An 11,613-nucleotide genomic window follows, 5' to 3' on the forward strand; every position below is an offset into this window, starting at 1 on the left:
TCAGGAATGGTTTTCCAGAACCAGACCGGCCAGATACAGCGATCCCAGGATCAAGACCCGTTTTGGTGTCGGACAATCGGCAAGAAGTGTCCGCAGTGCGATTTCAAACCCGTCACAGGCATATGACGGGGAAATGCCACATGATTTGGCAGCATCGCGCAGGGTTTCAGGTTTGTGGGCCTGATGTTCGCCGGGGATCGGAACACCGGCAAGGGCGGTTATTCCTGATGCCAGCGGGGTCAAAAACGCCTTGGCATCGCGATTATCAAGCATTCCCATAATGACAAGCGTATCACCGTCCGGTTGGCGCGATAGCCAATCAGAAATGGCTTCGGCGGCGGCGATGTTGTGCCCGCCATCCAAAATCAGATCGCATCCTGCTGGCAGGGCATCAAAAAGTGGCCCTGAGCTTAGCTTTTGGAGCCGTGCAGGCCAGGTGGCATTCTGCAGGCCACGGGCAAGAATATCGACATCTGTGCCGTCACAGCCGGGAATTTTGGCCTTTCTCACCGCGGCAATTGCGGTTGAGGCATTCACATATTGATGCCGCCCCGGAAGAGCCGGATGGGGAAGATCGATGCTTTCTTTGCCAATGCGCATGGTAAAACCATCTTCGCGTTCTTCAACGACGTCAAAGTCATTGAAAACCGGCGCATTGATCATGTTGGCATGCGTGATCAGCGTATTGAAGGCATCAAGCGTTTGCGGGGCCAGAATGCTTGTGACGCCCGGTTTCATGATGCCGGCCTTCTCAAAGGCGATTTTGGCAACCGTATCGCCAAGGAACCCCTGATGATCAAGCGAAATTGGCGTGATCACGGTTGCAGCGGGCTGATCAATAACGTTTGACGCATCCGCCCGCCCACCAAGCCCGGTTTCAAGGATCAAAACGTCGGCTGGAATTCTGGCAAAGGCCAGAAAGGCCGAGGCCTGCGTGATTTCGAAAAACGTGATGGGTTCGTTGCCATTGACCGCCTCGACTTCTTCAAGCAGGTCACACAGGGCGTCTTCGGAAATCATCTCACCGGCAAGGGTGATGCGTTCGTGAAAGCGCACAAGATGCGGGGATGTCGAACAATGAACCCGTAATCCGGCGGCCTCATAGATGGCGCGCAGATAGGCCTGGGTGGAGCCTTTGCCATTGGTGCCCGCCAGATGAATGACCGGCGGCAGGGCAAGGTGCGGATTACCAAGCTTTTCTAAAAGCCGGGTAATCCGCCCAAGCGAAAGGTCGATAACTTTGGGGTGCAGCTTGCCAAGACGGGCAAGAATCGCGTCGCTGCGCGCCAAGTTACTTATCCGCACTCAGATTTTTTGGTTTCGCAGGCTTGTCTGCTTTGCCCTTGGCATCCTTGATCGGAACCACGCTTGCACCCGGTTTGGTGCGGCGGATCATGTCGATCAAACGGCCAAAGGTCGCATTCAGCTCGTTGCGCGAGACAACCATATCGACCATACCGTGCTCAAGCAGGTATTCGGCGGTCTGGAAATCATCAGGCAGCTTTTCGCGAATGGTGCTTTCGATCACACGACGTCCGGCAAAGCCGATCTGTGCGCCCGGTTCTGCAATCTGAATGTCGCCGAGCATGGCAAAGGATGCCGAAACACCGCCGGTGGTCGGATCGGTCAGAAGCACGAAATAGGGCAGGCCCTTTTCCTTGACCTTCTCGATCGCGGCCGTGGTGCGGGCCATCTGCATCAGGCTAAGAATGCCTTCCTGCATACGCGCACCGCCCGATGCCGGGACAATGATCAGCGCGGCGTCCTGTACGGTTGCCAGTTCGGCCGCCGCAACGATGCCTTCGCCAACTGCGATGCCCATTGACCCACCCATAAAGGAGAAGTCAAAAACGGCAATAACAGTGGCGTGACCACCAACCTCGCCATGGGCAACCGCCAGCGCATCCTTATAGGTTGCTTTGGCCTGTGCCGTTTTAAGGCGTTCGGTATATTTTTTCTGATCACGGAATTTCAGCGGATCGACCGGAACATTCGGCAGTTCGATGGTTTGGTATTTACCCCCATCAAACAGGAGCTCAAGACGGTCCTTGGCGGAAATCCGCATGTGATGACCACAATGCTGGCAAACATGATTGTTCTTTGCCAGATCACGGTGAAAGATCATCTGTTCGCAGGATTTACATTTATGCCAGAGATTTTCGGGCACATCTGTACGGCGAACAAGTTTTTGAATCTTTGGACGGACGAATTCAGTCAGCCACGACATATCGGATACTGATCCTTAGGTTCTGTCTATATCGGTTCTTTTACAAACGCAGCACAAGCTTATTTGCGTGCGTTTCGGACCCCGTTTGCAAGTTCGCGGACAAGGCCGGTAACCATAGAGGCGGTCTTATCGGTGGCCTTGCCGTTTTCGTCAAGACTTTCGGCAATTTTTGATACAATTGCCGAACCAACCACGGCGGCATCTGCCTGTTTGGCAACGTCAGCAGCCTGAGCAGCGCTTTTGATGCCAAAACCGACTGCAATCGGCAGATCGGTGTGGCGACGCAGGCGCGCCATTGCTTCGATAATCTGGTCATTGCTTGCCGAACCGGCACCGGTCACCCCGGCAACCGACACATAGTAAACAAAGCCGGATGTATTCTGAACAAGTTTCGGCAAACGCTTGTCATCGGATGTCGGTGCGGTCAGACGGATAAAGGAAAGTCCCTTTTCCACGGTCGGCACACACAGCTCGGCATCTTCTTCCGGCGGAAGGTCGACAACAATCAAACCATCAACACCGGCATTGCGCGCATCTTCAAGAAATTCAGTAACGCCATAGATGTAAATCGGGTTGTAATAGCCCATCAGAATGATTGGCGTTTCATGATCCTGATCACGGAACCCGCGCACCAGCGATAGCGTCTTGCGCATATGCATGCCCGCGGCCAATGCGCGGTTTGATGCTTCCTGAATGGCAGGGCCATCGGCCATCGGATCGGTGAACGGCATGCCAAGTTCGATGATATCGGCACCGGCTTCTGGCAATTGTTTCAGGATTTCAAACGATGTTTCCGGGTCCGGGTCACCTGCGGTGATAAAGGTGACAAGACCGGCGCGGCCTTCTTCCCTGAGCTTGGCGAAACGTTTGGCGATGCGGTCCTGGCCGCCGATGATGGCTTCGCTCACAATTCTACTCCCAGTGCTTCGGCAACGGTAAAGATGTCTTTGTCACCCCGGCCACTCAGACACATAAGGATGATCTTGTCCCTGCCCATTTTAGGCGCTTCTTTGATGATCTGTGCGATGGAATGGCTGCATTCCAAAGCAGGGATAATGCCTTCAAGTTCCGAACAAATCTTAAAAGCTTCGAGCGCTTCCTTATCGCCAATCGGCTCATAGCGTGCGCGCCCGATATCTTTCAACCAGCTATGTTCCGGTCCGATTCCGGGATAATCCAGCCCGGCCGAAATCGAGTCGGCTTCTTTGATCTGCCCGTCATCATCCATCAGAAGATAGGTGCGGTTGCCATGCAAAACGCCCGGTTTGCCGGCCGAAAGACTGGCAGCATGTTTGCCGGTATGGATGCCATGGCCTGCGGCCTCGACCCCGACCACTTCGACTTCCTTGTCATCAAGGAACGGGTGGAACAAGCCAATGGCGTTTGATCCACCGCCAACAGCGGCAATAATCTGATCTGGCAGGCGACCTTCGGCTTCAAGGATCTGTTCGCGGGCTTCAATACCGATCACGGACTGGAAATCACGCACCAGTTCCGGATAGGGATGCGGTCCTGCAGCCGTTCCAATGATGTAGAACGTGTCTTCGACATTGGTAACCCAGTCGCGCAGTGCCTCGTTCATCGCGTCTTTCAACGAACGCGATCCGGACACCACCGGTTTGACTTCGGCACCCAGAAGCTTCATGCGAAAGACGTTGGGCGACTGACGTTCGATGTCTTTCGCCCCCATATAGACCGTGCAAGGCAGGCCAAAGCGCGCACAGACCGTTGCGGTCGCAACGCCATGCTGACCGGCACCGGTTTCGGCAATGATGCGGGTTTTGCCCATACGCTTGGCCAACAGGATCTGGCCGATGCAATTGTTGATCTTGTGCGCGCCTGTATGATTCAGGTCTTCGCGTTTGAAATAGATCTTTGCACCACCGAGATGCTCGGTCAGGCGTTCGGCGAAATACAGCGGGTTTGCGCGGCCAACGTAATGCTTGAGATAGTAATCCATCTCTTTTTTGAACGCGGGGTCACTTTTGGCGTCTTTATAAGCCTGTTCCAGTTCCAGAATCAGCGGCATCAAGGTTTCGGCGACAAAACGTCCGCCAAAATTACCAAAATGCCCATCCGGGTCCGGAAGGGCGCGATAGCTGTTCAGCGTGGGCGAAGAAGACGTCATGGAAGTTCCCCGTGGATTGGCCGTGATGGCGTTCACGACAGCATAGGCTGGCGACAGAAAGTTGACCCGCGCAGAGTAGGGCGACCTTGGCCGTCCGCCTCTGGCTTATACTGTACCCGAAAACGGGCGTAGTGGATTAGTGGGCTGCGTGATCGGCCTGGGATTTGTCGAAGATATATTTTTTCGAGCAGTAGGGGCAGACCACCTCGCCCTTTTCCTCAAGATTGAGGTAGACGGTCGGGTGGCCAAGGTGACCTTTGCCGCCGTCACAGGCAATATTTAGGGTGCCCACTTTGATTTCTTCGGTGATCTTCATATATCCAGTTCCAAGTTTGCCGGTTTAAGGCATGTGTGACCATCGGGATTGGCCACGCGATGTGGTTAGCATTGACCCCGGTTTCCCGGGAATGATACCGATTGCGCATATTCAATCAATACTTCCGCATGCTCATGGCGCTCCATGGTCTTAGCGCAAACGAGCGGCGCGGAAAAGAGTGGAGATCACTGACATATGACTGCAATGCCCGACTATGCCATCGAAGTCGAAGGGCTGACAAAGGTCTATACGGGATCAAATGGTGAAAAACTTGCCCTTGATAACGTATCGCTGAAAATCCCACGCGGCTCGTTTTTTGCCCTTCTGGGGCCGAACGGTGCTGGAAAATCTACATTTATCAATATCTTGGCGGGTCTTGTTACCAAGACCGACGGGACGGCAAAAATCTGGGGCTATGATATCGAAGCGCAAATGCGTTCTGCGCGCAGTGCCATCGGGATCGTTCCCCAAGAGTTAAATCTTGATGCGTTTTTCACCCCGCGTCAGGTGATGGAATTGCAAGCTGGCCTCTATGGCGTGCCCAAACGCGAACGCCGCACGGACGAGATTCTGGCTGCTTTGGGCCTGGCAGACAAGGCAGACTCGTATTCCCGATCGCTTTCGGGCGGGATGCGTCGCCGTCTTCTGGTTGGTAAGGCGATGGTTCATACCCCGCCGGTTCTGGTTCTTGATGAACCGACTGCCGGTGTCGATATTGAATTGCGTCAGCAGCTTTGGGCCTATGTCAAAGAATTGAATGCGGCCGGTGTGACCATTGTTCTGACCACGCATTATCTTGAAGAAGCTGAAGAGCTTTGTGATGAAATCGCGATTATCAATCAGGGCAAAGTCATTGCCCATGAAGATAAACGCAGCCTTCTGCGCCGGATTGATCACAAAACACTGGTTCTGACGGTCAATAACGAACTGAATGCGGTCCCCGATGCATTGGCACCGTGGGGGGCAGAACTTAAATCTGAAAATCAGATTGCCCTTCATTACCGCCCCAGCAACACCCAGATGACCGAAATTCTTGAGGCCATCCATGGTTGTGGTCTGGCGATCAAGGATCTGTCGACCGAAGAAGGCGATCTGGAAGACATCTTCCTGATGCTGACCCGCGACAACAACAAGTTGCGGGCCGGGCAGGCGGCCTGATTTATCTGGCCATCGCCAATCGCCGTAATGGTTATGTTCAAACCCCTGCAATATGTTGCGGGGGTTTGCTTTATGGTCTTAACTGATTGATCCTGAATTCTAATTGTCTTTGGAGTCGATGCTTATTTTGCGCCGGTGTTTTGTGTCGTCTCAGTCCCTTGTCACCTTTGTGATGCGCTATTTGCTGCTTGGCCTGATGGCGGGCATGCTATCTGCCTGTGCGCCAACATTGCGTCCCGCCGGACCACCGGTTGCACAAACGGGGTTAAGTGAAACGGCCTTTCAGGCAAGTGACGGCAGTGTACTTCCGCTTCAAAGCTGGGGCGATCTTGAGGAGCCCGATGCGGTGATCCTTGCCCTGCACGGGATGGGGGATTACGCCAATGCCTTTATGGAATTTGGCGATCAGGTTGGCCCGACCGGGATTGCGGTTTATGCCTTTGATCAGCGTGGATTTGGCCGCACGAAAAGCCGCCCGTTCTGGGCGGGGGCGGCCAGCATGGTCAATGATGCCAGTGATGTCTTGGCATTGCTGCGCGCGCGTTACCCGGACAAGCCGATCTATTTAATGGGCAATTCGATGGGCGGGGCGGTGGCGATTGTCACAGCCGCGACCCGCCCGCATTTGATGGACGGGGTTATTCTGGTCGCACCGGCGGTTTGGAACCGGGATATGATGCCATGGTATCAAACAGCCCCGCTGTCGATGCTGTCGCACAGTCTGCCTTGGTTGCCACTGACCGGACAGGGACTGGATATCTGGCCATCAGACAATATCGATATGCTGCGCCGATTGGCGCGGGATCGTTATATGATGTCTGCGGTCCGGATTGATCTGGTGGACGGTGTTGCCGATTTGATGGATCTGGCCAACAAACGGGCATCTGACATGACGGTGCGCACCTTGTTGCTTTCAGGTGTGCAGGATCAGGTTATTCCCCCCGATGCGGTGGCGGCCCTTGATGCTGAATTGGCGGGTTTGGCTTTGCCAAGCTATCACCGGTGTCTTTATGAAACCGGATATCACATGCTGTTACGGGATTTAAACGGTCCGGCGGTGATTGATGATATTCGCCGTTGGGTCACACAAAGCGACACAGCAGAAAATTATTCCTGTGGCGGATCATGATTGCTTTTTGACCGTTGATCGGTGATCAGGTAGCATTTTTAAACAGTTGCAGCGCATAAGCCGGGTTGTCGAACCGCTATTTCGTCCCGATATGCCAACATCATGACGCAACGTCATATAATCGGAGGATTGGAAACGGCATGCTAAGGACCATTCGGGCGAAGTTCCTGGGTGTCGCGGCGTTTTTTGTCGTGTGGCTTGTTGTGGCCACCGGGTTCTCTGTAATCCAGTCCCTTGGCATTAATGGCGATCTTGAAGCCGTTTCGCGCTATGTCACCCCGGTTAAGGATTCGCTTTCCGACGTGCGTGCGCGGCAGCTTGAACAAATCTCGCTTCTTGATCGTTATATGCGGGTTGTTGAAAATGATGGCTCCCATGCGCCGCTTCTGAACGGCATTGAAATCGAAATCGATGCCAAACAAACCCAGATCGAACAGGCCTTCCGCAAATCCTTTACCTTTGCCGCCCTTGGCCGGGCGCAGGCAGCGGGGCATTTCGAAGAGGGGGTTTTGCTTGATCTTGATGTGAAGATGCGCGAATTCGCAGATGTCTCAGCCCAGTTTTCCATGGGGGTTGAACGCCTGCTCAGCCGGGTTGATGATGGGGATATTCTTGATGCCCAGCGACAGGAAAACATTGTCCGTGGCCTTCATCGCAGCATCGTTCTTGATCTGCGCAACGAGATTTTGCTGCTGGAAAAATATTCGGCCGATACAGTGGAAAATGTCTCGAAAAGAGAAGATTTCCTGATCCAGGCCGAATTCATCATGATGCTGGTCGCTGTGATCATTGGCGTTTCGCTGGCCTATTATATGGCCCATGCGGTGGTGGTGGCGGTACGTCAAACCACCAATGCGCTCAACAGCATCCAGTCCGGCAAGCTTGATACCAGCCTTGATTTCAAGGGCAAGGGCGACTTTGCCCGTTTGGCCGATGCGTTTAACCGGATGTCGCGCGAATTGCGCGTTCGGTTCAGCATGCGCGAACGGTTTGGCAAATATGTCGATCCGAAAGTGATCAATAATCTGCTTAATCAGGAAACAGCACTTGAGACATCCGAAAAGCGCGTGATGACGGTCAGTGTGGTGAACCTGACCGGCTTTGACTGGTTGGCCGAACATACCCCGCCGGAAAAGCTGGTTGATTTCCTTAATGACTATCTGACCGCGATGACCGAACCGATCGCCAATCATAGTGGCATCATTGATAACTTCATCGGGGATCGGGTTATCGGTTTTTGGGGCGCACCATTTTGCGGTGAAAACGCCCATGCCGGTCATGCCTGTCAGGCGGCCCTTGAACAGGTCGCACGGTTTAACGCGCTTAAAACCAAATATGCCGATCTGATCGGGGATCACGGGCTTGATATCCGTGTCGGCGTTGCGACGGGCGAGGTGGTTGTCGGTTCCATCGGAACGGACAAATCACGCGCCTATACGGTGGTTGGCGATTGCGTGAACTATGCCAACCGTCTGGAAAAGGCTAACCGGGTCTATGGCACGCAAATTCTTGCCTCCCACGAAACGGCAAACATGGCCGCGGGCGAGATCGAAATGCGCGATCTTGATCATGTTGTGCTTCTTGGTACGGAAAAGGTCGTCTTCCTTTACGAAGTTCTCGCACAGGGCGGGCAATTGACCGATGAACGCCGCAATTGGCGGACCAAATATGAAACCGCGATGGCCCATTACCGCGAAGGTGCGTTTGACAACGCCCGTCCGCTTTTTGAAGAAGTGATCGAATTTGACGATAGCGACTTTGCCGCCCAGCTGATGATGAACCGGATGGAACGGCTTGAACGTCGCGAACAGGACCGCGAATGGAACGGCACATGGGTGGTGCGCGATCCCTATGAACGCCGCGATGTTGAAAGCTGATTGGCAATGTCGCCTGGCAAGAATTGCTTAACCGTCGGGCTCTATTGTTTGTGACAGTTCAGGGTGAATAGAACCTGTGGCGGGGCCCTCAAAAACCCTTGCCCGACCGGGATAAAACCTGTATCACCCAAACCGCTCGGGCCACTTGATCCAGTCGTGGTCCCACATATTGCGCACCCGTAGCTCAGCTGGATAGAGCGTTGCCCTCCGAAGGCAAAGGCCACTGGTTCGAATCCAGTCGGGTGCGCCACTTTCCCCTTAGTTTATGTTCGCGTTGGTCCTTTTGGGGCTGCCATTTTGCGCAACTGCGGTTATTCTGCCCTGTCTTTAAAGCTGGGAACGGGAAAGAACATCATGCGCGGCTATCTCCACAATCTTGCAGGCCATAACGTTCTGTTTTCCATGGCGGCACCGGCGGAATATGGGGATTTCCTCAAAAAGCGGTTTACGCCGTTGATGATCGGGGTTGGGCCGGTGGAGGCTGCGATTAATCTGACGGCTGCGCTGACGGAGCTGAAGTTATCCGGTGATTTGCCGGATTTGGTGGTCACGCTTGGATCGGCCGGATCGCGAACGTTGGAGCAGGCCGAGGTTTATCAGGCGATATCAGTGTCCTACCGCGATATGGATGCGTCCGTTCTGGGCTTTGAGAAGGGCTGCACGCCGTTTGTTGATTTGCCTGCCGAGATCGAAATGGCATTGCGCATTCCGGGCATTCGCGAAGCACGTCTGTCGACCGGGGCCAATGTGGTTTCCGGGGCGGCTTATGACGTCATTGATGCCGATATGGTCGATATGGAAAGCTTTGCCATTTTGCGGGTCTGTCACAAGTTTGATGTGCCGCTCATCGGGCTTCGCGGTATTTCCGATGGTAAGGAAGAACTTTCCAAGCTGTCAGACTGGACGGCTTATTTGCATGTCATTGACGAAAAGCTGGCCGAGGCGGTTGATGCGCTTAAAGCCGGGCTTGAAAGTGGCGAGATCAGCCTTTCGAAAGGCTGATCTTAACCATTGCATTTCCGAAATAATCAGCTTCCCGCCCTGATCTGATCAAGGGTTTTGATCGGGGTCAGGGCCTGTGGGTCGACCTGAATTTCAAGGATGGCCGGTTTGTTTGCGGCCACTGCGCGCTCAAAGGCCGGGCCGAAATCTTCGGTCTTGGTGACGGTTTCACCGTATCCACCAAAGGCAACGGCATAGGCGGAAAAATCTGGGTTCTGGATTTCGGTGCCCGATACGCGGCCGGGATAATTGCGTTCCTGATGCATGCGGATGGTGCCAAACATACCGTTATTGACCACGATGGTTATGATATTCGCCCCGTATTGAACGGCGGTGGCAAATTCTTGCCCATGCATCAAAAAGCATCCATCACCGGCAAGACACACAACAGTCCGATCCGGATGGGCAAGTTTGGCCGAAACCGATGCTGGCAAACCATATCCCATCGATCCCGACGTAGGTGCCAGTTCGGTGCGATAATCGCGATAGCGGAAGAAGCGATGCAAGAAGGCGGCATAATTGCCAGCCCCATTGGTGACAATCGCATTATCGGGCAGCTTTTCACGAAGTTCGGCAATCACATGCGCCATTTTCACATCACCGGGTGTTTCAACCGGGGTCGAGAATGCCAGATAGGACGCGTGGGCGGTTTCAATGGCGTCTTCGCGGGCACTGCCATCGACGGGTTCCATCATGGCAATGGCGCGGATGAAGGATCGCTGGGATGCGTTAATTGCGATATCCGGGCGATAGACCCGGCCCAATTCATCCGGTCCGCTGTAAACATGGATCAGTTTTTGTGTCGGGCAGGGAATATCAAGCAAGCTATAGCCGCTGCTGGTCATTTCACCCATGCGCGACCCAACCAGAATCACAAGGTCGCTGTCGCGGATGAACGTCGCCAGTTTGGGGTTAATCCCGATGCCGACATCGCCGATAAAGTGGCTGTGGCTGTTGGGGATATAGTCCTGACAGCGGAAACTGGTGGCGATTGCAACATTGTTTCGTTTCGCAAACGATTTAAGGTTTTCAGTGGTCTCGCGTGTCCATCCGCCACCACCAACGATCATGATCGGTTGTTTGGCTTTGCTTAGAGCATCGCGGAACTTTGAAACGTCTTCGGAGGCAGTTTTGGCTTCGATCGGGACATAGGGTTTGGCATCGGGCACCTCGGCACGTGAAGACAGCATGTCTTCGGGAAGGGCCAGAACCACAGGGCCCGGACGGCCCGATGTTGCAATGTGATAGGCGTGGCTAAGATATTCCGGGATGCGATTGATATCATCAATCTGCCCGACCCATTTGCATAGGGGTTCGAACATCTTGCGGTAATCGACTTCCTGAAAGGCTTCGCGGTCGACCATGTCACGGCCGATCTGCCCGACAAGCAGGATCATCGGTGTGCTGTCCTGATGGGCGACATGCACGCCCGCCGACGCATTGGTCGCACCGGGGCCACGGGTTACCATGCAAATGCCGGGTTTATTGGTCAGCTTGCCATAGGCCTCGGCCATAATGGCGGCCCCGCCTTCCTGACGGCAAATGATCGGTTCGATATCAGGGTGATCAACAAGGCCGTCAAGCACCGCAAGATAGCTTTCGCCGGGCACAAGAAAGACGCGTTCCGCCCCGTGCAGGGCCAGTTGATCAACCAGAATACGACCGCCGTGGCGCATTTGGGGTTTCCCGGACATGTGTGAAGAACTCCGTATGGGGCAAATTGGTGGGGCAAATGGTTTATTGTGTTTGTTGTTGGCGCGGTGGATGCGCAAACCT

10 protein-coding genes and 1 tRNA gene are annotated in these 11,613 nt (G+C 54.2%); 5 read left to right on the forward strand and 6 right to left on the reverse strand.

Annotated features, from left to right (window positions below; all coding sequences use genetic code 11):
- The 5 genes from RIC05_RS05635 to RIC05_RS05655 form a co-directional block, all read right to left on the reverse strand.
- Window positions 1-1,290 carry a bifunctional folylpolyglutamate synthase/dihydrofolate synthase gene (locus RIC05_RS05635; protein WP_350044994.1) on the reverse strand — a complete coding sequence of 430 codons (1,290 nt, stop codon included), beginning with the start codon at window positions 1,288-1,290 and terminating at the stop codon, window positions 1-3.
- 1 nt (window position 1,291) lies between these two features.
- On the reverse strand, window positions 1,292-2,227 hold the full coding sequence (gene accD, locus RIC05_RS05640; protein ID WP_350041161.1) for an acetyl-CoA carboxylase, carboxyltransferase subunit beta: 936 nt from the start codon (window positions 2,225-2,227) through the stop codon (window positions 1,292-1,294).
- Between the two features lie 59 nt (window positions 2,228-2,286).
- Entirely contained in the window at window positions 2,287-3,135 is an 849-nt protein-coding gene (trpA, locus tag RIC05_RS05645) for a tryptophan synthase subunit alpha (protein WP_350044993.1), read from the reverse strand.
- The gene (trpB, locus tag RIC05_RS05650; RefSeq protein ID WP_350044992.1) at window positions 3,132-4,355 is read right to left on the reverse strand and encodes a tryptophan synthase subunit beta; all 1,224 of its coding nucleotides are present in this window, start codon (window positions 4,353-4,355) and stop codon (window positions 3,132-3,134) included. The genes trpA and trpB overlap by 4 nt, the downstream gene beginning before the upstream one ends.
- A 136-nt stretch (window positions 4,356-4,491) precedes the next feature.
- Complete coding sequence (locus RIC05_RS05655; RefSeq protein ID WP_350041164.1) at window positions 4,492-4,671, reverse strand: zinc-finger domain-containing protein; 180 nt, start codon at window positions 4,669-4,671, stop codon at window positions 4,492-4,494.
- 195 nt (window positions 4,672-4,866) lie between these two features.
- On the opposite strand from RIC05_RS05655, the gene RIC05_RS05660 reads away from it, so the two are divergent.
- The 5 genes from RIC05_RS05660 (at window position 4,867) to RIC05_RS05680 (ending at window position 9,837) form a co-directional block, all read left to right on the forward strand.
- Window positions 4,867-5,829, forward strand: a complete 963-nt coding sequence (locus RIC05_RS05660; protein WP_350044991.1) for an ABC transporter ATP-binding protein — start codon at window positions 4,867-4,869, stop codon at window positions 5,827-5,829.
- Between the two features lie 142 nt (window positions 5,830-5,971).
- On the forward strand, window positions 5,972-6,958 hold the full coding sequence (locus RIC05_RS05665) for an alpha/beta hydrolase (RefSeq protein ID WP_350044990.1): 987 nt from the start codon (window positions 5,972-5,974) through the stop codon (window positions 6,956-6,958).
- A gap of 140 nt (window positions 6,959-7,098) precedes the next feature.
- On the forward strand, window positions 7,099-8,835 hold the full coding sequence (locus tag RIC05_RS05670; RefSeq protein ID WP_350044989.1) for an adenylate/guanylate cyclase domain-containing protein: 1,737 nt from the start codon (window positions 7,099-7,101) through the stop codon (window positions 8,833-8,835).
- Window positions 8,836-9,008: 173 nt separating this feature from the next.
- Window positions 9,009-9,085: transfer RNA gene (locus tag RIC05_RS05675), tRNA-Arg, on the forward strand.
- 104 nt (window positions 9,086-9,189) lie between these two features.
- Window positions 9,190-9,837, forward strand: coding sequence for a 5'-methylthioadenosine/S-adenosylhomocysteine nucleosidase (locus tag RIC05_RS05680; RefSeq protein WP_350044988.1), 648 nt, complete (start codon window positions 9,190-9,192; stop codon window positions 9,835-9,837).
- Between the two features lie 26 nt (window positions 9,838-9,863).
- Here RIC05_RS05680 and RIC05_RS05685 read toward each other — a convergent pair whose 3' ends face one another.
- Window positions 9,864-11,513, reverse strand: coding sequence for a thiamine pyrophosphate-binding protein (locus RIC05_RS05685; protein WP_502989536.1), 1,650 nt, complete (start codon window positions 11,511-11,513; stop codon window positions 9,864-9,866).
- Between the last annotated feature and the right edge of the window lie 100 nt (window positions 11,514-11,613).

Source organism: Thalassospira sp. (genome assembly GCF_040218635.1).
Classification (GTDB): domain Bacteria; phylum Pseudomonadota; class Alphaproteobacteria; order Rhodospirillales; family Thalassospiraceae; genus Thalassospira.

What these genes read in the sequence shown, in the direction of transcription:
- accD (WP_350041161.1), bottom strand. Translation starts at nt 2,227, where the DNA reads ATGTCGTGGCTGACTGAATTCGTCCGTCCAAAGATTCAAAAACTTGTT.
- trpB (WP_350044992.1), bottom strand. Translation starts at nt 4,355, where the DNA reads ATGACGTCTTCTTCGCCCACGCTGAACAGCTATCGCGCCCTTCCGGAC.
- RIC05_RS05655 (WP_350041164.1), bottom strand. Translation starts at nt 4,671, where the DNA reads ATGAAGATCACCGAAGAAATCAAAGTGGGCACCCTAAATATTGCCTGT.
- RIC05_RS05660 (WP_350044991.1), top strand. Translation starts at nt 4,867, where the DNA reads ATGACTGCAATGCCCGACTATGCCATCGAAGTCGAAGGGCTGACAAAG.
- RIC05_RS05670 (WP_350044989.1), top strand. Translation starts at nt 7,099, where the DNA reads ATGCTAAGGACCATTCGGGCGAAGTTCCTGGGTGTCGCGGCGTTTTTT.
- RIC05_RS05680 (WP_350044988.1), top strand. Translation starts at nt 9,190, where the DNA reads ATGCGCGGCTATCTCCACAATCTTGCAGGCCATAACGTTCTGTTTTCC.
- RIC05_RS05685 (WP_502989536.1), bottom strand. Translation starts at nt 11,513, where the DNA reads ATGCGCCACGGCGGTCGTATTCTGGTTGATCAACTGGCCCTGCACGGG.